Source organism: Flavobacterium frigoritolerans, from assembly GCF_025847275.1.
GTDB lineage: Bacteria > Bacteroidota > Bacteroidia > Flavobacteriales > Flavobacteriaceae > Flavobacterium > Flavobacterium frigoritolerans.
This window is the reverse complement of the sequence record NZ_JAOZEV010000001.1, coordinates 461,895-488,812: the sequence shown is the minus strand read 5'-3', so window position 1 is coordinate 488,812 and position 26,918 is coordinate 461,895. Positions and strand designations below refer to the sequence as shown.

Sequence of the window (26,918 nt, the reverse complement as noted above, 5' to 3'; positions counted from 1 at the left end):
AGAAGTTAAAATTGTAGCTTTTGGATTTTAAAATCTAGGAACTAAATTTTAAAATCTGAAATTTAGAATTCTCTGCCGGTGTAGCTCAGGGGTAGAGTGCTTCCTTGGTAAGGAAGAGGTCTCGGGTTCAATTCCCGACATTGGCTCAAGTAAGTAGGAAATTGAAAATTAATATATAACTAAGATTAAAAATTAAGTAAAATGGCAAAGGAGAATTTTAATCGTTCCAAACCGCACTTAAACATAGGTACAATTGGACACGTGGATCACGGAAAAACTACATTAACTGCGGCAATTACTAAAGTATTGTCTGATGCAGGTTACTGTCAAGCTAAATCGTTTGATCAAATCGATAACGCTCCAGAGGAGAAAGAAAGAGGTATTACAATTAATACTTCACACGTAGAGTATGAAACAGCTAATCGTCATTACGCTCACGTTGACTGTCCAGGTCACGCGGATTACGTAAAGAACATGGTTACTGGAGCTGCTCAAATGGATGGAGCTATCTTAGTAGTTGCTGCTACAGATGGTCCAATGCCACAAACACGTGAGCACATCCTTTTAGGTCGCCAGGTTGGTATTCCTAGAATGGTAGTTTTCATGAACAAAGTGGATATGGTTGATGATGCTGAGTTGTTAGAGCTTGTTGAAATGGAAATTAGAGATTTATTATCTTTCTACGAATATGATGGAGATAATGGTCCAGTTATTCAAGGTTCAGCTTTAGGAGGATTGAATAATGATCCTGCTTGGGTTCCTAAAATTCTTGAATTGATGGAAGCTGTTGATGCTTGGATCGAAGAGCCAATCCGTGATACTGCTAAACCATTCTTGATGCCAGTTGAAGATGTATTTACAATTACAGGACGTGGAACTGTTGCTACAGGTCGTATCGAAACTGGTATTGCTAATACAGGAGATGCTGTTGAAATCATTGGTATGGGAGCTGATAAATTAACTTCTACTATTACAGGAGTTGAGATGTTCCGTAAAATCCTTGATAGAGGTGAAGCTGGAGATAACGTAGGTTTATTGTTAAGAGGTGTTGATAAAGAATCTATCAAAAGAGGAATGGTTATCATTAAGCCAGGATCAGTAAAACCACACGCTACTTTTAAAGCAGAGGTTTATATCTTGAAAAAAGAAGAAGGTGGACGTCATACTCCATTCCATAATAACTACCGTCCACAGTTCTACGTACGTACAACTGACGTAACAGGAGTTATTACTTTACCAGAAGGAGTAGAGATGGTAATGCCAGGAGACAACTTGACTATTAATGTTTCTTTATTAAGCCCAATCGCAATGAGCGTAGGTTTACGTTTCGCTATCCGTGAAGGTGGTAGAACAGTTGGAGCAGGTCAGGTAACTGAAATCGTAGGATAATCCTATAAAATAAAATTATAAAAGCCAGTTGATTTTCTTAACTGAAGTCACTGGCTTTAATTACGGGCGTAGTTCAAGGGTAGAATAGCGGTCTCCAAAACCGTTGATGGGGGTTCGAATCCCTCCGCCCGTGCAATAATAAATATATCTCATGACAAAAGTTGTTAATTACATATCAGAAGCATTCGAGGAATTGAAGTCAAATGTAACTTGGCCAGCATGGGCAGAAGTGCAACGATTGACAATTGTAGTAGCTGTATTTTCAGTATTATTCGCTTTGGCAACTTGGGGAGTAGATGAATTTTTTGCAAAAGCATTGGCTGGATTTTTTAATTGGATAAAAGCGTAATTTTTTTGTAATGGCAGATAATAATGTGAAAAAGTGGTATGTAGTTCGAGCGGTAAGTGGACAAGAGAATAAAGTCAAAGCTTACATCGAAACTGAAATTGCCAGATTAGGTATGGGTGATTATGTTTCCCAAGTTTTAGTTCCTACTGAAAAAGTAGTAACTGTGAAAGAGGGTAAAAAAATAGCTAAGGATAAAGTATATTTCCCTGGATATGTTATGATCGAAGCCAATTTAGTTGGTGAAATACCTCATATTATTAAATCGATAACTAGTGTAATTGGTTTTTTAGGCGAAATTAAAGGTGGAGAGCCTGTTCCGCTTAGATTATCAGAGGTAAATAGAATGCTAGGTAAGGTTGATGAACTGGCTGTTAATACAGATACACGTTCAATTCCTTTTAACTTAGGAGAAACAATTAAGGTAATTGATGGACCTTTCAACGGATTCAATGGAACAGTTGAAAAAATCAATGAAGAAAAGCGTAAATTAGAAGTAATGGTTAAGATTTTCGGAAGAAAAACTCCATTAGAGTTAAGTTTTATGCAAGTAGAAAAAGTATAATTTTTGTTACATCTATAATAACCACTACAATTGCTTCCAATAATTGCAGTGTTAAATTTTTTAAAAAATGGCTAAAGAAATTAGTAAGGTAGTTAAACTACAAGTTAAGGGAGGTGCTGCGAATCCGTCGCCACCGGTTGGACCTGCTTTAGGAGCTGCTGGGGTTAATATCATGGAGTTCTGTAAGCAATTTAATGCTAGAACACAAGATAAACCTGGCAAAATATGCCCAGTACAAATTACTGTGTATAAAGACAAATCATTTGATTTTGTTGTAAAAACTCCTCCAGCAGCAGTTCAGTTAATGGAAGCTGCAAAGCTAAAATCTGGTTCAGGAGAGCCTAATCGTAAAAAAGTAGCTAGTGTTACTTGGGAACAAATTAGAGCTATTGCTGAAGACAAGATGCCAGACTTAAATGCATTCACTATGGAGTCTGCAATGAGTATGGTCGCTGGAACAGCTAGATCTATGGGTATAACTGTATCAGGAGATTCTCCTTTTTAATTAAGAGAAAGACATGGCAAAATTGACAAAAAAGCAAAAAGAGGCTGCTTCAAAAATTGAAAAGAACAAACTATACTCTTTGAAAGATGCAGCTGCATTAATTAAAGTTATAGCTTCTGCAAAATTTGATGAGTCTGTTGATATCGCAGTGCGTTTGGGTGTAGATCCAAGAAAAGCGAATCAAATGGTTAGAGGTGTAGTAACATTGCCTCACGGAACTGGTAAAGATGTAAAAGTATTAGCATTAGTTACTCCAGACAAAGAAGCAGAAGCTTTAGCAGCAGGAGCAGACTATGTAGGTCTTGATGATTATTTACAAAAAATAAAAGACGGTTGGACAGATGTTGATGTAATCATCACTATGCCAGCTGTAATGGGTAAATTAGGTCCATTAGGTCGTATTTTAGGACCTAGAGGTTTAATGCCAAACCCTAAAACAGGTACTGTAACTATGGATGTTGCAAAAGCTGTTCAAGAGGTTAAAGCTGGTAAAATTGACTTTAAAGTTGATAAAACTGGTATCGTGCACGCAGGAATTGGTAAAGTTTCTTTTGGAGCTGAACAAATTTATGACAACGCACACGAAATTATTCAAACATTAATCAAACTTAAACCAACTGCTGCTAAAGGTACCTATATTAAAGGTATTCACCTTACAAGCACTATGAGTCCTGCAATTGCATTGGACCCTAAAGCAGTATAATTGGTAGTTAATAATTTTTAGTATGACTAGAGAAGAAAAATCAATCGCGATTGAAGATTTAACTGCACAGTTAGCTGGTACAAATATTATTTATGTATCTGATATTTCTGGATTAAACGCAGAAACAACTTCAAACTTGAGAAGAGCTTGTTTTAAAGCAGGTATTAAATTAGAGGTTGTTAAAAATACTTTGCTTGCAAAAGCAATGGAAGCTTCTGCTAATGACTATGGAGATTTACCTTCAGTATTGACAGGTAATAGTGCTATATTTATTTCAGATATTGCAAATGCACCTGGAAAAATTATCAAAGATTTCCGTAAGAAATCTGATAAACCAGTTTTAAAAGGAGCATACATTAATTCAGAAGTTTACATTGGAGATGATCAATTAGATGCATTAGCAACTATCAAATCTAAAGAAGAACTTCTTGGAGAACTTATTGGATTACTTCAATCTCCAGCTCAAAGAGTTATCTCTGCTTTACAAAATCAATTCGCAAACAGCGAAGAAGAGACAGAAGCATAATAACAAATGCGGGAAATTATATTTCCTTGCTGCTTAATTAGCGCACAATAAATAATTATATTTTACAAATCATTTTAAACGATAGAAAAAATGGCAGATTTGAAACAATTCGCAGAACAATTAGTTAACCTAACAGTTAAAGAAGTTAACGAATTAGCAACAATATTAAAAGACGAGTACGGTATCGAGCCTGCTGCTGCAGCTGTTGTAGTTGCTGCTGGAGGTGATGGTGGTGCTGCTGAAGAAGCACAAACTGAATTTACAGTTGTATTAAAAGAAGCTGGTGCTTCTAAATTAGCTGTAGTTAAATTGGTAAAAGAACTTACAGGTTTAGGTCTTAAAGAAGCTAAAGATGTAGTTGATAGTGCTCCAAGTAACGTTAAAGAAGGTGTTTCTAAAGAAGAGGCTGAAGGTCTTAAAAAATCTTTAGAAGAAGCTGGAGCTGTAGTTGAACTTAAATAAGTTTACTCGGTTTTAAGAACTAGGTTTAGGTCTTGAGTTAAAACTCAATGGCCTAAACCATTTTTCGTATAATAAAATATATCAAGTTTTATTATCAAATAGTTTAAAATACGAAAAAGTTTTTGATCAATACGAAGAAAAAAAATTAGACTGAATTTTAGTTCGTTTATTTTTAAAGATGTATTGATTATAATAAGAAAGTATAGATTAAACAGTGTGTTTTTACACAAAAAATTACTTTTTTTTAATCAAAATTTTGTCCATTGATGATAACAAATCAGACTGAAAGATTGAATTTTGCCTCTACAAAAAATATTCCTGTATATCCAGATTTTCTAGATGTTCAGGTTAAGTCTTTTAAAGATTTTTTTCAATTAGAAACTAAATCTGACGAAAGAGGCAACGAAGGGTTGTACAACACCTTCATGGAAAACTTTCCAATCACAGATACAAGAAATAACTTTGTATTGGAGTTCCTAGATTATTTTGTTGATCCACCACGTTATACAATTCAAGAATGTATAGAGAGAGGTCTTACTTATAGTGTGCCTTTAAAAGCTAGGTTAAAACTATATTGTACAGATCCAGAACATGAAGATTTTGAAACTATTGTACAAGATGTTTATCTAGGTACAATTCCTTATATGACTCCAAGCGGTACTTTTGTTATCAATGGTGCTGAGCGTGTAGTAGTATCTCAACTACACCGTTCTCCTGGGGTTTTCTTTGGACAATCATTCCACGCAAATGGAACAAAACTTTATTCTGCCAGAGTAATTCCTTTTAAAGGTTCTTGGATAGAATTTTCTACAGATATTAATAGCGTAATGTACGCATATATTGATAGAAAGAAAAAATTACCAGTTACAACTTTATTCCGTGCAATTGGATTCGAAAGAGATAAGGATATCCTTGAAATTTTCGACCTTGCTGAAGAAATCAAAGTTTCTAAAACAGGTATTAAAAAATATATTGGAAGAAGACTTGCTGCACGTGTATTGAATACTTGGCACGAGGATTTCGTTGATGAAGATACCGGTGAGGTAGTTTCTATCGAACGTAACGAAATTATCCTTGATAGAGATACTATTATCGACAAAGATAATGTTGAAGAGATCATTGATTCTAACGTTAAATCTATTTTGTTACATAAAGAGGATAATAACCAAGCAGATTATGCTATTATCCACAATACATTACAAAAAGATCCAACAAACTCTGAAAAAGAAGCTGTTGAGCATATCTACAGACAATTGCGTAATGCAGAACCGCCTGATGAAGAAACTGCTCGTGGTATTATAGATAAATTGTTCTTCTCTGATCAACGTTATAACTTAGGTGAAGTTGGTCGTTATAGAATGAACAAAAAACTTGGTTTAGATATCCCAATGGAAAAGCAAGTGCTTACCAAAGAAGATATCATTACCATTGTAAAATATTTGATTGAATTAATCAACTCTAAAGCTGAGATTGATGATATTGATCACTTATCAAACCGTCGTGTTAGAACAGTTGGAGAACAATTATCTCAACAATTCGGTGTTGGTTTAGCGCGTATGGCTAGAACAATTAGAGAGCGTATGAACGTTAGAGATAACGAGGTGTTTACACCAATTGATTTGATTAATGCTAAAACATTATCATCAGTTATCAACTCTTTCTTTGGTACTAACCAGTTGTCTCAATTTATGGATCAAACGAATCCACTTGCTGAGATTACGCACAAGAGAAGATTATCTGCACTTGGACCTGGTGGACTTTCTAGAGAAAGAGCTGGTTTCGAGGTACGTGACGTTCACTATACGCATTACGGACGTTTATGTCCAATTGAAACTCCAGAGGGACCAAATATTGGTTTGATTTCATCTCTTGGTGTTTATGCTAAAGTTAACGGAATGGGTTTCATCGAAACTCCTTACCGTAAAGTAACTAACGGTGTTGTAGATTTAGAAACTACTCCAGTATATTTAAGTGCTGAAGAAGAAGAAGGAATGTTGATTGCGCAAGCAAACATCGAAATGGATGCAACAGGAAAAATTATCGCTGAAAACGTAATTGCACGTCAAGAAGGTGATTTCCCAGTAATCGAGCCAACACAGGTAGATTACACAGACGTTGCTCCAAATCAAATTGCTTCTATTTCTGCATCTTTGATTCCTTTCTTAGAGCATGATGATGCGAATAGAGCCTTGATGGGATCAAACATGATGCGTCAGGCAGTACCTTTGATTCGCCCTGAAGCTCCTATTGTAGGAACAGGTTTAGAGCGTCAAGTTGCGTCTGATTCAAGAGTATTGATTAATGCTGAAGGTGATGGAACAGTAGAATACGTTGATGCAAACATCATTACTATTAAATACGATCGTTCTGAAGAAGAAAGAATGGTTAGTTTTGAGTCTGATGAAAAAACATATAATCTAATTAAATTTAGAAAAACCAATCAAGGAACGAGTATTAACTTGAAGCCAATCGTTAAGAAAGGTGATAGAGTAGCACTTGGTCAAGTATTGTCAGAAGGATATGCTACTCAAAATGGTGAATTAGCTTTAGGTCGTAACCTAAAAGTTGCGTTCATGCCATGGAAAGGATATAACTTTGAGGATGCGATTGTAATTTCTGAAAAAGTAGTTCGTGATGATATCTTTACGTCAATTCACGTAGATGATTATTCATTAGAAGTTAGAGATACAAAATTAGGTAACGAAGAGTTAACTAATGATATTCCTAACGTTTCTGAAGAAGCTACTAAAGATTTAGATGAAAACGGTATGATTAGAATTGGAGCAGAGGTTAAACCTGGCGACATTCTTATCGGAAAAATTACTCCAAAAGGAGAATCAGATCCTACTCCAGAAGAGAAATTGCTTCGTGCAATCTTCGGGGATAAAGCAGGTGATGTTAAAGATGCTTCGTTAAAAGCTTCTCCTTCTTTACATGGTGTAGTTCTTGACAAAAAATTATTTGCAAGAGCCGTAAAAGATAAACGTAAACGTACACAAGACAAAGATGCTTTAGGCGCTTTGGAAATGGAATTTGAAACTAAATTTGTTGAATTAAAAGACAGATTAGTTGAAAAATTATTCTTGATCGTTAACGGAAAAACATCTCAAGGTGTAATGAATGATTTGGGTGAAGAAGTTTTACCAAAAGGTAAAAAATATACTCAAAAAATGCTTTATGCTGTAGAAGATTTTGCTCACTTAAGTAAAGGGCAATGGGTTGCTGATGATGCTACTAATAAAATGGTTAATGATTTAATTCATAACTATAAAATTAAGCTGAACGACTTACAAGGATCTTTAAGAAGAGAAAAATTCACTATTACTGTTGGAGATGAATTGCCAGCTGGAATCTTGAAATTAGCGAAAATATATATCGCTAAAAAACGTAAGTTGAAGGTAGGGGATAAAATGGCAGGACGTCACGGTAACAAAGGTATTGTTGCACGTATCGTTCGTCATGAAGATATGCCTTTCCTTGAAGATGGAACACCAGTAGATATCGTATTGAATCCACTTGGGGTACCATCTCGTATGAACATTGGTCAGATTTATGAAACGGTTTTAGGTTGGGCAGGACAAAATTTAGGTAGAAAATTTGCTACTCCAATTTTTGATGGTGCTACTTTAGATCAAATCAATGAATTGACTGACGAAGCGGGAATACCAAGATTCGGTCATACTTATTTGTATGATGGAGGAACTGGAGAACGTTTTCACCAAAGAGCAACTGTAGGTGTAATCTACATGTTGAAATTAGGACACATGGTAGATGATAAGATGCACGCACGTTCTATCGGACCATACTCGTTGATTACACAACAACCACTTGGAGGTAAAGCTCAATTTGGAGGTCAGCGTTTTGGAGAGATGGAGGTTTGGGCACTTGAAGCTTATGGAGCGTCAAGTACACTACGTGAAATCTTAACTGTTAAGTCTGATGATGTTATTGGTAGAGCTAAAACTTACGAAGCAATCGTTAAGGGAGAGTCTATGCCAGAACCAGGTTTACCAGAATCATTCAATGTATTGATGCACGAATTGAAAGGTCTTGGACTTGATATTCGTTTAGAAGAATAAATAAAGTTTTCAGTTACAGTCTCAGTATTCAGTTTACACTGAAAACTGGGACTTAAGCTGTTTACCAAAATAAAAGTTTTTAGGATTTATACCCGTAACCCGTTCCGATTTTTTATTTAAACCTGAAAAGTTTTATAATTAGCACTTCAAAATCGACGTTTGAAGTTTAGAGAAGTAACCCGAGGTAGTTTTTAAGTCGAAAGTTTCAAAGTCCAAAGTATAAAGTCATTCGTGACTTTAAAAACTGTAAGACATTTGACTTTAGACTAAAACAAGAATCAATTTTTTAATTGCAAATAAATCAATAGTAAAAACTATGATGAATAATAGAAACAATAATAAAGATAAAAATCCAGTTAAAAGATTTAATAAAATCTCAATTGGATTGGCTTCACCAGAATCTATCTTGAAAGAATCAAGAGGAGAGGTTTTAAAGCCAGAAACAATAAACTACAGAACTCACAAACCAGAACGTGACGGACTTTTCTGCGAAAGAATCTTCGGACCTGTTAAGGATTTTGAATGTGCTTGTGGAAAATACAAAAGAATTCGTTACAAAGGTATTATATGTGACCGTTGTGGTGTTGAAGTTACAGAGAAAAAAGTACGTCGTGATAGAGTAGGACACATCAACCTTGTTGTGCCAATTGCTCACATTTGGTATTTCCGTTCTCTTCCTAATAAAATTGGTTATATCCTTGGGCTTCCTTCTAAGAAATTAGATATGATTATTTACTACGAAAGATACGTAGTAATTCAAGCAGGTATTGCTAAAAATGCAGAAGGAGAATCTTTACAAAGATTAGACTTTTTAACTGAAGAAGAATATTTAAATATTTTAGATTCTCTTCCTCAAGACAATCAATATTTAGATGATTTTGATCCAAATAAATTTGTTGCCAAAATGGGAGCAGAGTGTATTATGGATTTATTGGCACGTATAGACTTAGATGAGTTATCTTACCAACTAAGACACAGTGCTAACAATGAAACATCTAAACAACGAAAAACAGAAGCATTAAAAAGATTACAAGTTGTTGAATCTTTCCGTGAGTCTAACTTAAACCGCGAAAACCGTCCAGAATGGATGATTATGAAAGTGGTTCCAGTTATTCCACCAGAATTACGTCCACTTGTGCCACTTGATGGAGGTCGTTTTGCAACTTCAGATTTAAATGATTTATACCGTCGTGTAATTATACGTAACAACCGTTTGAAAAGATTAATGGAGATTAAAGCTCCAGAAGTTATCTTAAGAAACGAAAAACGTATGTTGCAAGAATCTGTAGATTCATTATTTGATAACACTCGTAAAGCTTCTGCTGTTAAAACAGAATCAAACAGACCATTAAAATCATTATCAGATTCATTAAAAGGTAAACAAGGACGTTTCCGTCAAAATCTTTTAGGAAAACGTGTGGATTATTCTGCTCGTTCGGTAATTGTTGTTGGACCGGAATTAAAATTGTTCGAATGTGGTATCCCTAAAGATATGGCATCTGAACTTTACAAACCTTTTGTTATCCGTAAATTGATAGAAAGAGGTATTGTTAAAACGGTAAAATCTGCTAAGAAAATTATAGACAAAAAAGAGCCTGTAGTTTGGGATATCCTTGAAAATGTAATTAAAGGTCACCCAATATTACTGAATCGTGCTCCTACGTTACACAGATTAGGTATTCAGGCATTCCAACCAAAATTAATTGAAGGAAAAGCAATCCAATTGCACCCATTAGTTTGTACGGCGTTTAATGCCGATTTTGATGGGGATCAAATGGCGGTACACTTACCATTAGGACCAGAGGCTATTTTGGAAGCTCAATTGTTAATGTTGGCTTCTCATAATATCTTGAACCCTGCTAACGGTGCGCCAATTACTGTACCTTCTCAGGATATGGTCTTGGGTCTATACTATATGACCAAAGAACGTCTTTCTACTCCAGATCATAAAATTTTAGGTGAAGGCTTAACTTTTTACTCTGCAGAGGAAGTAAATATTGCATTAAACGAAGGAAGATTAGAATTGAATGCTTCAGTGAGAATTAGAGCAAAAGATTTTAATGAAGCTGGAGAATTAGTGTATCAGATTATTAAAACTACCGCTGGTCGTGTATTGTTTAATGAAGTGGTACCAGAAGCTGCAGGATATATCAATGATGTATTGACGAAGAAAAACCTTAGAGATATTATTGGACACGTTTTAAGTGCTACCAATGTACCTACAACGGCTGCTTTCTTGGACAACATGAAAGATATGGGGTATAAATTTGCATTTAGAGGAGGTTTATCATTCTCTCTTGGTGATATTAGAATTCCTGAGCAAAAAACTAAATTGATTGCAGATGCCAGAGAACAAGTTGAAGGTATTTCTGTAAACTATAACATGGGTCTTATTACCAATAACGAGCGTTACAACCAAGTTATTGATGTTTGGACTTCAGCAAATGCTCAACTTACAGAGCTAGCAATGAAAAATATTAGAGAAGACCAACAAGGTTTCAACTCTGTATATATGATGCTTGACTCTGGGGCGAGGGGGTCTAAAGAACAGATTCGTCAGTTAACTGGTATGCGTGGTTTGATGGCTAAGCCTAAAAAATCTACTGCTGGTGGTGGTGAAATTATTGAAAACCCGATTCTTTCTAACTTTAAGGAAGGTCTTTCTATCCTTGAGTACTTTATCTCTACTCACGGTGCTCGTAAAGGTCTTGCGGATACGGCTCTTAAAACTGCCGATGCTGGTTACTTAACTAGAAGATTACATGACGTTTCTCAAGATGTTATTGTTAACATTGAGGATTGTGGTACTCTTAGAGGTGTTGAAGTTTCTGCATTGAAAAAGAATGAAGAGATTGTTGAATCGTTAGGAGAAAGAATTTTAGGACGTGTTGCATTGCAAGATGTAATAAATCCTTTAACTAGTGACTATTTAGTAAGATCAGGTGAGCAAATTACAGAAGTTATAATGAAAGCGATTGAGGCTTCTCCAGTGGAGAAAGTAGAAGTTCGTTCTCCATTAACTTGTGAAGCGCTTAAAGGAATCTGTGCTAAATGTTACGGTAGAAACTTAGCTACTGGTAAAATGACTCAAAGAGGAGAGGCAGTTGGAGTAATTGCAGCTCAATCTATTGGAGAGCCAGGAACACAGTTAACATTACGTACTTTCCACGTTGGAGGGGTTGCGGGTGGTATCTCTGAAGAATCTAGCATCATTACAAGATTTAATGGTAAACTAGAAATCGAAGATTTAAAAACTGTTAAAGGTGAGGATAACGAAGGTAATGCAGTTGATATTGTAGTATCTCGTTCTACTGAATTGAAATTAATTGATGAAAGAACAGGTATCTTATTAAGTACAAATAACATTCCTTATGGTTCAAGTATCTTTGTAAAAGATGGACAATCAGTTGTTAAAGGAGATGTAATCTGTAAATGGGATCCATATAATGGAGTTATCGTTTCTGAGTTTACTGGTAAAATTGCTTACGAAGATTTAGAGCAAGGTCAATCGTTCATGGTTGAAATTGATGAGCAAACAGGATTCCAAGAAAAAGTAATTTCTGAATCAAGAGCTAAAAAATTAATTCCAACTTTATTAGTTTATGGTAAAGAAGGTGAATTAATTCGTTCTTATAACTTACCAGTTGGAGCCCACTTGATGGTTGAAAACGGTGAGAAAATTAAAGCAGGTAAAGTATTGGTGAAAATTCCACGTCGTTCTTCTAAATCAGGAGATATTACCGGAGGTTTACCTAGAATTACAGAGTTGTTAGAAGCTCGTAATCCTTCAAACCCAGCTGTAGTTTCTGAAATTGATGGAGTTGTATCTTTTGGAAAAATCAAAAGAGGTAACCGTGAGATTGTTATCGAATCTAAATTTGGTGATGTTAGAAAATACTTGGTTAAATTATCAAGCCAAATTCTAGTTCAGGAGAATGACTTCGTTAGAGCAGGTGTACCATTGTCAGACGGTGCTATTACTCCAGACGATATTTTAAGAATTCAAGGACCAGCAGCTGTTCAGCAGTACTTGGTAAATGAAATTCAAGAGGTATACCGTTTACAAGGGGTAAAAATCAATGACAAACACTTTGAGGTTGTTATTCGTCAAATGATGCGTAAAGTAAGAGTACAAGATCCAGGTGATACTTTATTCTTAGAAGATCAATTAATTCATACTAAAGATTTCATCGTTCAAAACGATAAATTATACGGAATGAAAGTAGTTGAAGATGCTGGAGATTCTAGCGTATTAAAAGCGGGTCAGATTATTTCTCCTCGTGATTTACGTGATGAAAATTCATTATTAAAACGTACAGATAAAAATCTAGTAGTAGCTAGAGATGTAATTACTGCAACTGCAACGCCGGTTCTACAAGGTATTACAAGAGCTTCGCTACAAACTAAATCATTTATTTCTGCTGCTTCTTTCCAAGAAACGACTAAAGTACTTAACGAAGCTGCAGTAGCAGGTAAAGTAGATTACTTAGAAGGATTGAAAGAAAATGTAATTGTTGGACATAGAATTCCTGCAGGAACAGGTATGAGAGAATACGATCATACAATTGTAGGTTCAAAAGATGATTACAACGAAATGATGGCTAATAAAGAAGAATATATTTATTAATTTAGGGAACTATGAGTAATTCGAATCAACAACAAGAGCAAATTAATATAGAATTAGATGAGAAAATCGCTGAAGGAATTTATTCTAATTTAGCAATTATTAACCATTCTTCTTCAGAGTTTGTTTTAGATTTTGTAAGTATTATGCCAGGTATTCCTAAAGCCAAGGTAAAGTCAAGAATTGTCTTGACGCCACAACATGCTAAGCGATTACTAAAAGCAATTGGAGAAAACATTCATCGTTTTGAAGTCGCTCATGGCGAAATCAAAGAAACTGAACAAGCACCAATACCGCTTAACTTCGGTCCAGCAGGACAAGCATAAATTTTAAAAGCCCCAGTAATGGGGCTTTTTTTATGGGAAAAAGAGTAGTGAAATTCAAAAAAAACAGAGATTAAATCTGGAAACTTTTAGTCTCAAAATAGGATTTGTATAAGAGGGTTTTGATAAATATCGTTAATTGTTTATTGACTACTGACAAAGGGTTGTCACTGTCCAAGTTTACATTTGTGTCATATTAATATCTAAAAAATAAAAAAATGACAAACGTAACTGGTGCAAGTTTTAATCCAATCGAGTTTCCAAGTCCTACTTTAATTTCTATCAATGGAATAAAACTCGAAGTATTTGAGGCAGGTCAACAAAATTCTGATAAGCCTATCGTGCTTTGCCACGGTTTTCCAGAGCATGCCTTTTCTTGGCGCTATCAGATTCCCGAACTTGTCAAAGCTGGCTATCATGTCATTGTTCCTAATCAGAGAGGTTATGGAAAATCATCTCGTCCAATCGAAGTAACAGAGTATGACATTGAACATTTAACAAGTGATCTGGTCGCTCTACTTGATTACTACGGATATAAAGACGCTGTTTTTATTGGTCATGATTGGGGTGCAAATGTTGTTTGGAATCTTGCATTATTGCATCCAGAACGAGTAAATAAAGTGATAAACTTGGCCTTGCCTTATCAAGAGCGTGGAGAAAAACCTTGGATAGAATTCATGGAAGAAGTATTTGGAGGAGACTTCTATTTTGTTCACTTTAATCGACAGCCAGGAGTAGCAGACGCTATAATGGATGAAAACATACCTCAGTTCCTTCGCAATATGTTCCGTAAGAACGTACCTCTTGTGCCGCCTGAACCAGGAATGTGGATGATTAATCTTGCAAGAGCAAAAAAAGTACTCGGCGAACCCATAATGAATGAAGGCGAACTGGACGTTTTAATCTCTGCCTTCGAGTCTTCAAAGTTTACAGGAAGTATAAATTGGTATAGAAACCTTGACCGAAACTGGCACTTATTAGCAAATGTAAACCCAATCATTCAACAACCCGCACTTATGATATACGGTAATCGTGATATGATTCCTAAGTTTGAAAGATTATCAGAGTTCGTGCCTAATGTAGAAGTTGTTAGTTTAGATTGTGGTCATTGGATTCAACAAGAACTTCCAGATGAAACTAATCAAGTGATTTTAAAATGGCTAGAACAATATAATAGCTAAACAAGAAATGGAACATATTGTCTTGATGCCGCAACATGCTAAACGATTACTAAAAGCAATTGGAGAAAACATTCATTATTTTGAAGTCGCTCATGGTGAAATTAAAGAAACTGAACAAGTACTTATACCGCTTAACTTCGGTCCAGCAGGACAAGCATAAATTTTAAAAGCCCCAGTAATGGGGCTTTTTTTATGCAATAAAATTAGAAATTTATATTTCGACTTAAATAAGTTCTTTGAATCTGTTTAAAAGGTATTTTATCTGATTTTTGTTTCACTTTACCGATTAAATTTTATTTTTAGCCTATGTTTTTTTAATTTGCAGGTTCCTAAAAATTGAACACTCGAGGTCGTTTTGTTAATTCAGATTAAAAAAAAGCGCTACTTTTTTAAAGTAGCGCTTTTTTTATATAACATTGAATCCTATAATTATTCAAATTCAGAAGTGAAAAATAATTTCACACTTGGATATTTATTTTGAGTCATTTGTATTGTGAAATCTGAATCGGCTAAAAATACCAATTGACCGTATTTGTCTTTTGCTAAGAATTTTTGTTTGATACGTTTGAATTCTTTGAACTCATCATTTTTAGCATCATCAGGTTTAACCCAGCAAGCTTTGTGAACAGGAAAATTTTCATAAGTACATTTTGCACCATATTCGTGTTCCAAGCGGTATTGAATTACCTCATACTGAAGTGCTCCTACAGTACCAATAACTTTACGGTTATTCATTTCTAGAGTAAACAATTGTGCAACTCCTTCGTCCATTAATTGGTCAACCCCTTTATCTAATTGCTTAGCTTTCATTGGGTCGGCATTGTTAATGTATCTAAAATGTTCTGGAGAGAAACTAGGAATTCCTTTAAAGCTCATTACTTCGCCTTCAGTTAACGTATCTCCAATTTTAAAGTTCCCCGTGTCATGTAAGCCAACAATATCACCAGGATATGAAATATCTACAATTTCTTTTTTCTCTGCAAAGAATGCATTTGGACTAGAAAATTTTAAATTCTTTTTCTGACGTACATGGTAATAAGGTTTGTTTCTTTCGAAAGTACCAGAAACGATTTTTATAAATGCTAAACGGTCTCTATGTTTAGGGTCCATATTGGCATGTATTTTAAATACAAAACCAGTCATTTTTTCTTCGGTAGGATCAACCAAACGCGTTTCAGATTCTTTTGGTCTTGGAGAAGGGGCGATTGTAACAAAACAATCTAGCAATTCACGTACTCCAAAGTTATTTAAAGCAGAACCAAAAAATACAGGTTGTAATTTTCCATCCAAGTAATCCTGACGATCAAATTTAGGATATACTTCGTCTATTAATTCTAATTCTTCTCGTAGTCTGTCAGCAGGTTTTTGACCAATAATTTTTTCTAGTTCAGGATTTTGTACATCCGAGAAAGCTATGGTTTCCTCAATGTTTTTACGACTATCTCCACTAAATAAATTGATGTTTTGTTCCCAAAGGTTGTAGATTCCCTGAAAATCATATCCCATTCCAATAGGGAAACTTAATGGAGTAACGGTTAATCCTAATTTTTGCTCAACCTCATCCATCAAATCAAATGCATCTTTACCTTCACGATCTAATTTGTTTATAAAAACAATAATCGGAATTTTACGCATTCTACATACAGCAACTAATTTCTCCGTTTGTTCCTCAACCCCTTTAGCAACGTCAATTACTACAATTACGCTATCTACAGCAGTTAAAGTTCTAAAAGTATCTTCAGCAAAATCCTTGTGTCCAGGTGTATCAAGGATGTTGATTTTTTTATCTTTATAATTAAAGGCTAATACAGAGGTAGAAACCGAAATCCCTCTCTGACGCTCAATTTCCATGAAATCACTCGTAGCTCCTTTTTTTATTTTATTGTTTTTTACTGCACCAGCCTCCTGAATAGCACCACCAAATAACAGTAGTTTTTCAGTTAATGTTGTTTTACCAGCATCGGGATGCGAAATAATTCCAAATGTTCTTCTACGTTGTATTTCTTTTAAAAAGCTCATATTTAATATCAATAGTTTGCAAAAGTACTATTAATTACGGCTTAAAAAAAATAGTAGCTTCTTAATTTAAGTCTGTTTAGTTTATAAACTTCGTTGTTATTATTTGATTGTTTGAATAAAAAAGAGGCTGATTTAAATAATCAGCCTCAAAATTAAATGTATTTCATTAGGTAATAATTAATTGTTAATCGACCAAACTGTGTAACCTTTTGGTGGACATTGAATTTTAACCCACTGATCAGCTTGTGTTGTAGGATACCAGTTAGAGCTTCCTGTAAAATCTTTTATTTGAGTATTTGTCCAATTGGTTTGGATCCATCTTTCCTGCCATGAAGTTGAATTGTTGATGTACACTACTAATCCTGGGTTTCCATTATATCCATTTCTACGGGCAATATATTCATCATTGTCAGCGTATAAAATAGAAGTGGTTCCAGTGGCCTTATTGTTGTGGATCCATATAAGATTGTTTAATTTATTTTTATCTAGCCATTCTTCGTAATCTCTATAAAAAATAGTTGGATATCCTTCGTGAGTTAATATATAGGAGTAGGCCAATAATTTATTCGAAATTTCGTCAGTGTCATGATTGGTAACAAAAGTAACAGCTTTATAAGGGTTTCTTTTCCACATCATATCGTCATTTAATAATGCTAGATTATTTCCGTCAAACGCATCATTCATTTTGTAATAACAAGCAAAATCAAAAACAGAACTATTGGCATTGTTTGCCCAGTCATTTAATACGTTCACATTCGAATCCCATAATTCTCCAACCGAAAAACCACCTACATTAGCATTCCAAGCATTTACAACCCAAGCGCCAAATCCCTTTACGTAATCAAATCTCCATCCATCAAATTTCATTGTGTTTTTATAATACTTACCTACACCATCAGTTCTTAGCCAAAGCCAGTTTTGAACATTTGGAACTACATGAGCTAAATCAGGAAATCCTCCAAAGGCGCCTTCGTCATTATTTCCGTAAGCGTTTTTATAGAAATCGGCACTTGTTCTTGGGAACTTTCCAGAAGCTACTCCAGTAAAATTAGTCCAGGTATTTGTTCCTGTAAACGGATTAGCTTCGGATTGCCCGCCACTATTATGATTAATTACAATATCTGCATATACTTGCATGTTTTCAGCATGTACTTTGGTAATCAAACTCACGAGTTCAGTTTTTGATCCAAATCGGGTTTCTACAGAACCATTTTGGTTATAATCTCCAAAATCAAAATAATCTGTTGGATCATAACCCATCGAGAAAGCGCCATTTTGTGCTTTTGACACAGGTGGTAACCAAATTGAACCAATTCCAGCATTTGACCAATCTGTAATTTTAGCATTAATAGTATTCCACCAATTGCCACCAGAAGGAACGTCCCAATAAAAAGCTTGCATCATTACTCCGCCACCCGGATTTGCAACATATTTTCCTGTAGTAGAAGTTCCTGTACTAAACGGACGGCCATCGTGATTGGTAACATTTATAACTTTAAATTTGGAATTGGCGGCTTCAATTTCAGATTCAGTATTTTCATTTGAGCTACAGGAATAAAAAAAAGCTGTTAGAGCACTAATTAAATAAAGCTTTACAATTTGTTTTTTCATAAGTAAAAGAATTTAGGTTAGTTTTAGATTTTGGGATTCTAATTGTGATAAATTAAATAATAAATAAGAAGTTTAATTTATTTGTATATTTTTGGGACAAATAATAATAATAACATATCGAATGTAAGTAAAACTTATTTGCATAATCAATTGAAGGTTTTAATTTTTAAACGAAAACGTTGTAGTGTTGAAAACTTTAAGTTATTTAGCTTAAAATGAGTTGCTTGTAAAAGGTTTTTGATAGAGGTTAATCGAGATTTGAGCAAAAAATACTTTAACAGATCTTACAGATTGTTCTAAAAATTAAATGTGGTTAATTCTTAGATGTGAAATTTTTTTTGATTGCATATAATTTTTTGTTAATAGTAATAAGGAAACTTGTATTATGTGATTGAATTGTTATTTTTGTTCGTTATAAGTTAATTAAGCAATGTTTGTTAGATTTGTAAAGATTTTTATTTTCTGAACATTTAAAATATATATTGAAATACGCGGTTTACTATATTTGTAACCGGATAATGCTAAAAAAATAAAGCTACTTTACATTAAATTAAATTTTAAAATAATGCTATTAAAAAAATTACGAATAAAAACTATCAATTGTCAATTTGTATTAACAATAAGTTTTTTGCTTCTTTTCAATCCGCTAACTAGAGCGCAAGAAATTATTAAAGATACGGTTATCGCAAAACCAGTTGTAGTTAAAAGTAATCAAAAACAAAAAATTGATGGTATTATCGCTACAGTAGGTGATTATATTATTTTAGATTCAGATATTGACAAAAGTTATTTAGAGATTAGTAGTCAGGGAGGATCGGTTAAAGATATTTCAAGATGTCAAATGCTTGGAAAACTTCTAGAGGATAAATTATACGCACATCAAGCCATTCAGGATAGTATTATTGTAAGTGATGCCGAAGTAAAAGGTATGATGGACGAACGATTGAATTATATGGTTCAGCAAATTGGAGATATAAACAAGGTAGTTCAGTATTACAAAAAGAATTCTGTTGAAGAATTTAGAACCTATTTTGCTGATATCTTAAAAGAGCAAAAGTTAGCATCAGAGATGCAAAAGAAAATTATCGATGGAGTAGAGATTACTCCAGAAGAGGTGCGTAATTTCTTTAAGAAAATACCAGCAAATGAATTGCCAACATTTGGTGCAGAGATGGAAGTAGCGCAAATTGTTGTGGAACCTAAAGTTTCTAAAGAAGACAAACAAAAAGTTATAGACAGGCTAAATAGTATTAAAAAAGATGTAGAAGATGGTGCCAGCTTTGCAACTAAAGCCGTTTTATATTCACAAGATCCAGGTTCAAGTTCGAATGGAGGATATTATAAGATGACTAGAAAGACACCTTTCGTAAAAGAATTTAAGGATGTTGCTTTTAGTCTTCAGGAAGGTGAAGTTTCAGCTCCTTTTGAAACTACTTTTGGATTCCATATCATAAAAATTGATAAAATTAAAGGACAAGAGGTAGAGTTAAGACATATCTTAATTGCTCCAGTAGTTTCTGAAGATGCTTTAAAAGAGGCAAAAGAAAGAATTACTGCGATTAGAGAAAAAATAGTAGATAAGAAAGTTACTTTTGCCGAAGCAGCAAGAGCAGATTCAGATGAAAAAGAAACACGTGCAAATGGTGGAGCTTTAATTAATCCAAATACACAGGATACTCGTTTTGAATTAACAAAAATGGACCCTACATTGTATACTCAGGTTTCAAACTTAAAAGATACTGATGTTTCGCAGCCAATTTTGAACACAGATGATAAAGGTAAAAAAACATATAAGTTAATTACTGTAACTAATAGAATCGAAGAGCATATTGCTGATTACGGTAAAGACTATATCAAGATTAAAGATTTAGCTTTAAAAGAAAAACAAATCAATGCTATTGCGAAATGGTTTGATGAGAAAATAAAAGAAACTTATATTAAAATCATTGGAGAGTACAGAGATTGTGCTTTTACTAATAATTGGTTGAAAAAATAATTTTTATAAAATAAATAAAAAGAGTTAGTTTTATGAATTCATAGAACTAACTCTTTTTAATTTTAAATACATTCATAAGATGTCTGATGTAACTGCAATTCATAACTTAGTCCAAAAACGTAATGAATTAAAAACTGAAATCGCAAAAATAATTGTAGGTCAGGATGATGTTGTAGATCAAATTTTGATTTGCATTTTTTCTGGTGGGCATGCTCTTTTAATAGGTGTTCCAGGATTGGCAAAAACATTATTGATAAATACATTATCACAGGCTTTAGGGCTTGATTTTAAGAGAATTCAATTTACTCCGGATTTGATGCCATCAGATATTTTAGGAAGTGAAATTTTGGATGAAAATAGACGATTCAAGTTTATAAAAGGACCGGTTTTTTCGAATATTATTTTGGCAGATGAGATTAATAGAACACCGCCAAAAACACAAGCAGCTTTGCTAGAAGCAATGCAGGAACGTTCGGTAACGATAGCTGGTGAAAACCATAAATTAGATTTACCTTACTTTGTATTAGCAACACAAAATCCTATTGAGCAAGAAGGGACTTATCCTTTGCCAGAAGCGCAATTGGATCGTTTTATGTTTGCTATAAAATTAGAATATCCAAGTTTTGAAGAAGAAGTGCAAGTTGTAAAACGTACTACTTCAGACAATACAAGCGTAATTAACCCGTTGTTTACGGCTCAGGAAATTATCGATTTTCAGCATTTAATCCGTCGAATTCCTGTGGCAGATAATGTGATAGAGTATGCGGTAACTTTGGTTAGTAAAACCCGTCCAGATAATAGTTTGACAAATGATTTTGTTAAAAATTATTTAGATTGGGGTGCAGGGCCAAGGGCTTCACAAAATTTAATTTTGGCTGCCAAAGCACATGCGGCATTCAATGGAAAATTTTCGCCAGATATAGAAGATGTAAAAGCTGTAGCAACTGGTATTTTGAGACATCGAATCATTAAAAATTATAAAGCCGATGCCGAAGGAATTACAGAAGAAATTATAATTCAAAAGCTACTATAACGTTATAAAAAAGCTTATTTAGAAAGGTTCTTTGCTTAAAACATAGCAAAGAACCTTTTTCTTTATAACAAAGGATTTCGACTTTGTCAAAGAAAGGATTTTATATTATTAATAATTTAATATTTTGACATTAAAATGCAATTTTGCTAAATTTACGCAATGTAAATCGTTATTTTTTAATAATAACTTTTGAAAAGGCGACTTCTGTTATATTTTTTTTAATTCTCGGCTTTAATTTTTAAATTTGCGTACAAAAAAATAAGATACCTAGAAAATACTTCGATTATGAATACTTATAACGATTACATTAAAGAAATTGCAGAACGAAAAGACCAAGGACTTCACCCGAAGCCAATCGATGGTGCTGAGTTGTTAAGCGTAATTATTGCACAAATTAAAGATTTGGATAACGAGTATCGAGAAGAATCGATTAAACACTTTATTTATAACACTATACCGGGAACTACAAGTGCTGCAGGTGTAAAAGCTAAGTTTTTAAAAGAGATTATTCTTGGAGAATCTGAAGTGAAAGAAATAACACCAGCTTTTGCATTTGAGTTGTTATCACACATGAAGGGTGGACCTTCTATTGAAGTATTGCTAGATTTAGCTTTAGGTGATGATACTGCTATTGCAAAAGAAGCCGGAAATGTTCTTAAAACACAAGTTTACCTTTATGAGGCAGACACAGATCGTTTAAAAGAAGCATTTAAAAATGGTAATCCAATTGCTATAGAAATTATTAAAAGCTATGCGCAGGCAGAGTTTTTTACTAAACTGCCAGAAGTAGTAGAGGAAATTAAAGTAGTTACTTTTATTGCTGGTGAGGGAGATATCTCAACAGATTTGTTATCTCCGGGTAACCAGGCTCACTCACGTTCTGACCGTGAACTTCATGGTCAATGCATGATTACTCCTAAAGCACAGGAAGAAATTAAGGCGCTACAAGCACAACATCCTGATAAAAGTGTGATGTTGATTGCAGAGAAAGGTACGATGGGAGTTGGTTCGTCAAGAATGTCAGGTGTAAACAACGTGGCTCTTTGGACAGGAAAACAAGCAAGTCCATATATTCCATTCGTTAATATTGCTCCAATCGTTGGGGGAACAAACGGTATTTCTCCGATTTTCTTAACAACAGTTGATGTTACGGGTGGTATTGGTTTAGATCTTCAAAACTGGGTTAAAAAGCTTGATGCAGAAGGGAATGTTATTCGTAATGAGAATAATGAGCCAATTCTGGAAGAAGCATATTCAGTTGCTACAGGTACAGTGCTTACTATAAACACTAAAACAAAAAAGCTTTATAATGGAGACAAAGAGCTAATAGATATTTCTAAGGCGTTTACTCCTCAAAAAATGGAGTTTATTAAAGCTGGAGGATCGTATGCAATTGTATTTGGTAAAAAACTTCAGACATTAGCAGCGAAAATTTTAGAGATTGAGGCTCCTCTTGTATTTGCTCCATCAAAAGAGATTTCTGTTGAAGGACAAGGTCTTACAGCAGTAGAGAAAATATTCAACAAAAACGCTGTTGGTATAGCTCCAGGTAAAGTATTACATGCGGGTTCAGATGTTCGTGTAGAAGTTAATATTGTAGGTTCGCAAGATACGACTGGTCTTATGACTGCTCAGGAATTGGAGTCTATGGCTGCTACAGTAATTTCGCCAATTGTTGATGGTGCATACCAGTCAGGTTGTCATACAGCTTCAGTTTGGGATAAAAAAGCACAGGCGAATATTCCAAAATTGATGAAATTTATGAACGATTTCGGTTTAATCACTGCTCGTGACCCGAAAGGAGTTTATCACGCAATGACGGATGTAATTCACAAAGTTCTTAATGATATTACAATAGATGAGTGGGCTATCATTATTGGTGGCGACTCTCATACAAGAATGTCTAAAGGTGTTGCTTTTGGTGCTGACTCAGGAACAGTTGCTCTTGCACTTGCTACAGGAGAGGCTTCAATGCCAATTCCTGAATCTGTGAAAGTGACGTTTAAGGGAGAGATGAAAGATTATATGGACTTCCGTGATGTGGTTCATGCTACACAATCTCAAATGCTTAAGAAGTTTGGAGGAGAGAACGTATTCCAAGGTAGAATTATTGAGGTTCACATCGGAACTCTTACAGCTGACCAAGCATTTACATTTACAGATTGGACTGCAGAAATGAAAGCAAAAGCTTCTATTTGTATTTCTGAAGATGATACCTTGATTGAATCATTAGAGATTGCAAAAGGAAGAATCCAGATTATGATCAATAAAGGGATGGACAATGAAAAACAAGTTCTTCAGGGATTGATTAATAAAGCAGATAAGAGAATTGCAGAAATTAAATCAGCTGAGAAACCAGCTTTAACTCCAGATGCAAATGCGAAGTATTATGCAGAAGTTGTTATTGATCTTGATCAGATTATAGAGCCAATGATTGCCGATCCAGACGTGAATAATGTAGATGTTTCTAAGAGATATACTCACGATACCATCAGACCATTATCATTTTATGGTGGAGTGAAAAAAGTAGATCTTGGATTTATTGGTTCTTGTATGGTTCACAAGGGAGATATGAAGATCCTTGCTCAAATGCTTAAAAATATTGAAGAACAATACGGTAAGGTTGAGTTCAAAGCGCCACTAGTTGTAGCGCCACCTACATATAATATCGTAGATGAACTTAAAGCTGAAGGTGACTGGGAAGTTTTACAGAAATACTCAGGTTTTGAATTTAACGATAGTGCTCCTAAAGGTGCTGCGCGTACAGAATATGAGAACATGTTGTATTTAGAGCGTCCGGGATGTAACCTTTGTATGGGTAACCAAGAAAAAGCTGCAAAAGGCGATACTGTAATGGCAACATCTACACGTCTTTTCCAAGGAAGAGTAGTGGAAGATACAGAGGGTAAAAAGGGAGAGTCATTACTTTCTTCTACGCCAGTTGTAGTTTTGTCTACAATTCTTGGTAGAACTCCTACGCTAGCTGAATATACAGCGGCAGTAGAGGGGATTAGTTTGACTAGGTTTGCGCCTTCTCATAAACTGTTAGTAATGTAATTTACGATAAGTTAAAATGATTATATATAAAAGGCCTGAGTGATAAACTCAGGCTTTTTCTTTTACAGCTATTCTATTTTTTGTAACTTGTCATGTTCAAAAAAGAATAAAAAATAAAACAAGTATATTATGGCATTTGATATTGAAATGATTAAAAAAGTGTATGACAACATGCCAAGTCGTGTTGATAAAGCACGCGAAATTGTTGGTCGTCCACTTACTTTAACGGAGAAAATTTTGTACAATCACCTTTGGGATGGAACCCCAACCAAGGCGTTTGGAAGAGGAGTTGATTATGTTGATTTTGCACCAGATCGTGTTGCTTGTCAAGATGCAACTGCACAAATGGCATTGCTACAATTTATGCACGCAGGTAAATCAAAAGTTGCAGTTCCTACAACAGTACATTGTGATCACTTAATTCAAGCTAAAGTTGATGCTGTGACCGATTTGGCTAGAGCAAAGACACAAAGTAATGAAGTGTTTGATTTTCTTTCATCAGTTTCTAATAAATACGGAATTGGTTTCTGGAAGCCAGGAGCAGGAATTATTCACCAAGTAGTACTTGAGAATTATGCTTTCCCAGGAGGAATGATGATTGGTACCGATTCACATACTGTAAACGCAGGTGGATTAGGGATGGTAGCTATTGGTGTTGGTGGAGCCGATGCAGTAGATGTAATGTCAGGAATGGCATGGGAATTAAAATTCCCTAAATTAATTGGAGTAAAATTAACTGGTAAATTATCAGGATGGACTGCTCCTAAAGATGTTATTCTTAAAGTTGCTGGTATTCTTACTGTAAAAGGGGGAACGGGAGCAATTGTTGAATATTTTGGAGAAGGTGCTACTTCAATGTCATGTACAGGAAAAGGTACTATTTGTAATATGGGTGCTGAGATTGGAGCTACAACTTCAACTTTTGGATATGATGATTCTATGAGTCGTTACCTGCGTTCTACAAATAGAGCCGATGTTGCAGATGCTGCAGATAAAGTAGCTTCTTACTTAACGGGAGATCCAGAAGTATATGCAAATCCAGAACAATATTTTGATCAGGTTATCGAAATTAACTTGTCAGAATTAGAACCTCACTTAAACGGTCCTTTTACGCCAGATTTAGCTACTCCAATTTCTAAAATGAAAGAAGCGGCAATCAAAAATAACTGGCCATTAAAAATTGAAGTTGGTTTAATTGGTTCATGTACCAATTCATCATATGAAGATATTGCTCGTGCAGCATCTTTGGCAAGACAAGTTTCGGCTAAAAAATTAAAAACAAAATCACAGTTTACAATTACTCCAGGTTCTGAGGTGGTTCGTTATACAATCGAGCGTGATGGTTTTATTGATACATTCCATAAAATTGGAGCAACAGTTTTTGCTAATGCTTGTGGACCATGTATTGGTATGTGGGATAGAGAAGGAGCAGAGAAAGAAGAAAGAAATACAATCGTTCACTCTTTTAATCGTAATTTTTCAAAACGTGCTGATGGAAACCCGAATACGTTAGCATTCGTAGGTTCGCCAGAATTGGTAACAGCTATGGCAATTGCAGGTGACTTAAGTTTTAACCCATTAACAGATACTCTAATCAATGAAGATGGAGAAGAGGTAATGTTAGATGAGCCTACAGGAGACGAATTACCTCCAAAAGGATTTGATGTTAAAGATCCAGGATTCCAGGTTCCGGCTGAAGACGGTTCAGGAGTTCAGGTAGCTGTAAGTCCAACATCAGAACGTTTGCAATTATTAGCTCCTTTTGATGCTTGGGATGGTAAGAATATCACAGGTGCTAAATTGTTGATCAAAGCATTCGGAAAATGTACTACAGATCACATTTCTATGGCTGGACCATGGTTGCGTTTCCGTGGACATTTGGATAATATTTCTAACAATATGTTGATTGGTGCTGTAAATGCATTCAACCAAAAAACAAATTCAGTTAAGAATCAATTAACAGGGGTTTACGATGGAGTTCCTGCAGTGGCTCGTGCATACAAAGCAGCTGGAGTTCCGTCTATTGTTGTGGGAGATCATAACTATGGGGAAGGTTCTTCTCGTGAGCACGCAGCAATGGAGCCACGTTTCTTAGGGGTTAAAGCGGTATTAGTGAAATCTTTTGCTCGTATTCACGAAACTAACCTTAAAAAACAAGGACTTTTAGGATTGACATTTGCTAACGAAGCTGATTATGATAAAATCCTAGAAGATGATACAATCAATTTCGTTGATTTAGTAGATTTTGCTCCAGGGAAACCATTAACGTTAGAATTCGTTCACGCAAATGGAACTAAAGATATAATCTTAGCAAATCATACATATAATGCAGGACAAATTGGCTGGTTTGTAGCTGGTTCAGCATTAAACTTAATTGCTGCAGGAAAAGCGTAATTAAAGTTTTAACTATACTAAAACTCTCAAGGTAACTTGGGAGTTTTTTATTTGAAGCTATTTCCAGCTATCCGCTATATCTTTTCTTTTTTAAAGGAAAAAAGA

General features: G+C 34.8%; 17 protein-coding genes, 2 tRNA genes and 1 pseudogene. 18 read left to right on the top strand and 2 right to left on the bottom strand.

Annotated elements, in window-relative coordinates:
• Nucleotides 1-74 precede the first annotated feature (74 nt).
• The 14 genes and pseudogenes from OIU80_RS02105 to OIU80_RS02040 all read left to right on the top strand — a co-directional run.
• Nucleotides 75-146: transfer RNA gene (locus OIU80_RS02105), tRNA-Thr, on the top strand.
• A gap of 55 nt (nucleotides 147-201) precedes the next feature.
• Nucleotides 202-1,389, top strand: coding sequence for an elongation factor Tu (gene tuf, locus OIU80_RS02100; RefSeq protein WP_264285443.1), 1,188 nt, complete (start codon nucleotides 202-204; stop codon nucleotides 1,387-1,389).
• A gap of 62 nt (nucleotides 1,390-1,451) precedes the next feature.
• Nucleotides 1,452-1,522 (top strand) — tRNA-Trp (locus tag OIU80_RS02095).
• Nucleotides 1,523-1,540: 18 nt separating this feature from the next.
• Nucleotides 1,541-1,738 carry a preprotein translocase subunit SecE gene (gene secE, locus OIU80_RS02090; protein ID WP_035619188.1) on the top strand — a complete coding sequence of 66 codons (198 nt, stop codon included), beginning with the start codon at nucleotides 1,541-1,543 and terminating at the stop codon, nucleotides 1,736-1,738.
• Between the two features lie 10 nt (nucleotides 1,739-1,748).
• Nucleotides 1,749-2,300 carry a transcription termination/antitermination protein NusG gene (nusG, locus tag OIU80_RS02085; RefSeq protein ID WP_039111377.1) on the top strand — a complete coding sequence of 184 codons (552 nt, stop codon included), beginning with the start codon at nucleotides 1,749-1,751 and terminating at the stop codon, nucleotides 2,298-2,300.
• A 67-nt stretch (nucleotides 2,301-2,367) separates the two neighbouring features.
• Nucleotides 2,368-2,805 carry a 50S ribosomal protein L11 gene (rplK, locus tag OIU80_RS02080; RefSeq protein WP_035619182.1) on the top strand — a complete coding sequence of 146 codons (438 nt, stop codon included), beginning with the start codon at nucleotides 2,368-2,370 and terminating at the stop codon, nucleotides 2,803-2,805.
• A gap of 13 nt (nucleotides 2,806-2,818) precedes the next feature.
• Nucleotides 2,819-3,508 (top strand): 50S ribosomal protein L1, encoded by a 690-nt coding sequence (gene rplA / locus OIU80_RS02075; protein ID WP_039111376.1) that lies wholly within the window; start codon nucleotides 2,819-2,821, stop codon nucleotides 3,506-3,508.
• A gap of 22 nt (nucleotides 3,509-3,530) precedes the next feature.
• Entirely contained in the window at nucleotides 3,531-4,034 is a 504-nt protein-coding gene (gene rplJ / locus OIU80_RS02070) for a 50S ribosomal protein L10 (RefSeq protein WP_264285442.1), read from the top strand.
• Nucleotides 4,035-4,124: 90 nt separating this feature from the next.
• On the top strand, nucleotides 4,125-4,496 hold the full coding sequence (rplL, locus tag OIU80_RS02065) for a 50S ribosomal protein L7/L12 (protein WP_035619173.1): 372 nt from the start codon (nucleotides 4,125-4,127) through the stop codon (nucleotides 4,494-4,496).
• A gap of 266 nt (nucleotides 4,497-4,762) precedes the next feature.
• On the top strand, nucleotides 4,763-8,575 hold the full coding sequence (gene rpoB, locus OIU80_RS02060; RefSeq protein ID WP_264285441.1) for a DNA-directed RNA polymerase subunit beta: 3,813 nt from the start codon (nucleotides 4,763-4,765) through the stop codon (nucleotides 8,573-8,575).
• Nucleotides 8,576-8,891: 316 nt separating this feature from the next.
• Nucleotides 8,892-13,202: a DNA-directed RNA polymerase subunit beta' gene (gene rpoC / locus OIU80_RS02055; RefSeq protein WP_264285440.1), complete on the top strand. Its 4,311-nt coding sequence runs from the start codon at nucleotides 8,892-8,894 to the stop codon at nucleotides 13,200-13,202.
• 11 nt (nucleotides 13,203-13,213) lie between these two features.
• Nucleotides 13,214-13,525 (top strand): DUF3467 domain-containing protein, encoded by a 312-nt coding sequence (locus OIU80_RS02050; protein WP_129537468.1) that lies wholly within the window; start codon nucleotides 13,214-13,216, stop codon nucleotides 13,523-13,525.
• Between the two features lie 215 nt (nucleotides 13,526-13,740).
• The gene (locus OIU80_RS02045) at nucleotides 13,741-14,703 is read left to right on the top strand and encodes an alpha/beta fold hydrolase (protein WP_264285439.1); all 963 of its coding nucleotides are present in this window, start codon (nucleotides 13,741-13,743) and stop codon (nucleotides 14,701-14,703) included.
• Between the two features lie 16 nt (nucleotides 14,704-14,719).
• Nucleotides 14,720-14,863, top strand: a pseudogene (locus OIU80_RS02040) (DUF3467 domain-containing protein); the annotation flags it as partial.
• 269 nt (nucleotides 14,864-15,132) lie between these two features.
• Here the strand turns inward: OIU80_RS02040 and OIU80_RS02035 are convergent.
• Nucleotides 15,133-16,722 (bottom strand): peptide chain release factor 3, encoded by a 1,590-nt coding sequence (locus OIU80_RS02035; RefSeq protein WP_264285438.1) that lies wholly within the window; start codon nucleotides 16,720-16,722, stop codon nucleotides 15,133-15,135.
• 177 nt (nucleotides 16,723-16,899) lie between these two features.
• Nucleotides 16,900-18,333: an alpha-amylase gene (locus OIU80_RS02030; protein ID WP_264285437.1), complete on the bottom strand. Its 1,434-nt coding sequence runs from the start codon at nucleotides 18,331-18,333 to the stop codon at nucleotides 16,900-16,902.
• Between the two features lie 565 nt (nucleotides 18,334-18,898).
• Between OIU80_RS02030 and OIU80_RS02025 the strand changes: the two genes are divergently transcribed.
• The 4 genes from OIU80_RS02025 to OIU80_RS02010 all read left to right on the top strand — a co-directional run bounded on the left by OIU80_RS02025 (nucleotide 18,899) and on the right by OIU80_RS02010 (nucleotide 26,813).
• Nucleotides 18,899-20,329, top strand: coding sequence for a peptidylprolyl isomerase (locus tag OIU80_RS02025; RefSeq protein ID WP_264285436.1), 1,431 nt, complete (start codon nucleotides 18,899-18,901; stop codon nucleotides 20,327-20,329).
• A gap of 79 nt (nucleotides 20,330-20,408) precedes the next feature.
• Nucleotides 20,409-21,362 (top strand): AAA family ATPase, encoded by a 954-nt coding sequence (locus tag OIU80_RS02020; protein WP_230604629.1) that lies wholly within the window; start codon nucleotides 20,409-20,411, stop codon nucleotides 21,360-21,362.
• A 285-nt stretch (nucleotides 21,363-21,647) separates the two neighbouring features.
• Complete coding sequence (locus OIU80_RS02015) at nucleotides 21,648-24,419, top strand: bifunctional aconitate hydratase 2/2-methylisocitrate dehydratase (protein ID WP_264285435.1); 2,772 nt, start codon at nucleotides 21,648-21,650, stop codon at nucleotides 24,417-24,419.
• A gap of 129 nt (nucleotides 24,420-24,548) precedes the next feature.
• On the top strand, nucleotides 24,549-26,813 hold the full coding sequence (locus OIU80_RS02010; protein ID WP_264285434.1) for an aconitate hydratase: 2,265 nt from the start codon (nucleotides 24,549-24,551) through the stop codon (nucleotides 26,811-26,813).
• The last annotated feature ends 105 nt before the right edge of the window (nucleotides 26,814-26,918 follow it).

Excerpts from the sequence above, each read along its gene's own strand:
- OIU80_RS02020 (WP_230604629.1), top strand. The coding sequence starts at position 20,409 with ATGTCTGATGTAACTGCAATTCATAACTTAGTCCAAAAACGTAATGAA.
- OIU80_RS02030 (WP_264285437.1), bottom strand. The coding sequence starts at position 18,333 with ATGAAAAAACAAATTGTAAAGCTTTATTTAATTAGTGCTCTAACAGCT.
- rplK (WP_035619182.1), top strand. The coding sequence starts at position 2,368 with ATGGCTAAAGAAATTAGTAAGGTAGTTAAACTACAAGTTAAGGGAGGT.
- OIU80_RS02025 (WP_264285436.1), top strand. The coding sequence starts at position 18,899 with ATGCTATTAAAAAAATTACGAATAAAAACTATCAATTGTCAATTTGTA.
- rplJ (WP_264285442.1), top strand. The coding sequence starts at position 3,531 with ATGACTAGAGAAGAAAAATCAATCGCGATTGAAGATTTAACTGCACAG.
- rpoB (WP_264285441.1), top strand. The coding sequence starts at position 4,763 with ATGATAACAAATCAGACTGAAAGATTGAATTTTGCCTCTACAAAAAAT.
- OIU80_RS02050 (WP_129537468.1), top strand. The coding sequence starts at position 13,214 with ATGAGTAATTCGAATCAACAACAAGAGCAAATTAATATAGAATTAGAT.
- OIU80_RS02010 (WP_264285434.1), top strand. The coding sequence starts at position 24,549 with ATGGCATTTGATATTGAAATGATTAAAAAAGTGTATGACAACATGCCA.
- nusG (WP_039111377.1), top strand. The coding sequence starts at position 1,749 with ATGGCAGATAATAATGTGAAAAAGTGGTATGTAGTTCGAGCGGTAAGT.
- tuf (WP_264285443.1), top strand. The coding sequence starts at position 202 with ATGGCAAAGGAGAATTTTAATCGTTCCAAACCGCACTTAAACATAGGT.
- OIU80_RS02015 (WP_264285435.1), top strand. The coding sequence starts at position 21,648 with ATGAATACTTATAACGATTACATTAAAGAAATTGCAGAACGAAAAGAC.
- secE (WP_035619188.1), top strand. The coding sequence starts at position 1,541 with ATGACAAAAGTTGTTAATTACATATCAGAAGCATTCGAGGAATTGAAG.
- OIU80_RS02045 (WP_264285439.1), top strand. The coding sequence starts at position 13,741 with ATGACAAACGTAACTGGTGCAAGTTTTAATCCAATCGAGTTTCCAAGT.
- rpoC (WP_264285440.1), top strand. The coding sequence starts at position 8,892 with ATGATGAATAATAGAAACAATAATAAAGATAAAAATCCAGTTAAAAGA.
- rplL (WP_035619173.1), top strand. The coding sequence starts at position 4,125 with ATGGCAGATTTGAAACAATTCGCAGAACAATTAGTTAACCTAACAGTT.
- rplA (WP_039111376.1), top strand. The coding sequence starts at position 2,819 with ATGGCAAAATTGACAAAAAAGCAAAAAGAGGCTGCTTCAAAAATTGAA.
- OIU80_RS02035 (WP_264285438.1), bottom strand. The coding sequence starts at position 16,722 with ATGAGCTTTTTAAAAGAAATACAACGTAGAAGAACATTTGGAATTATT.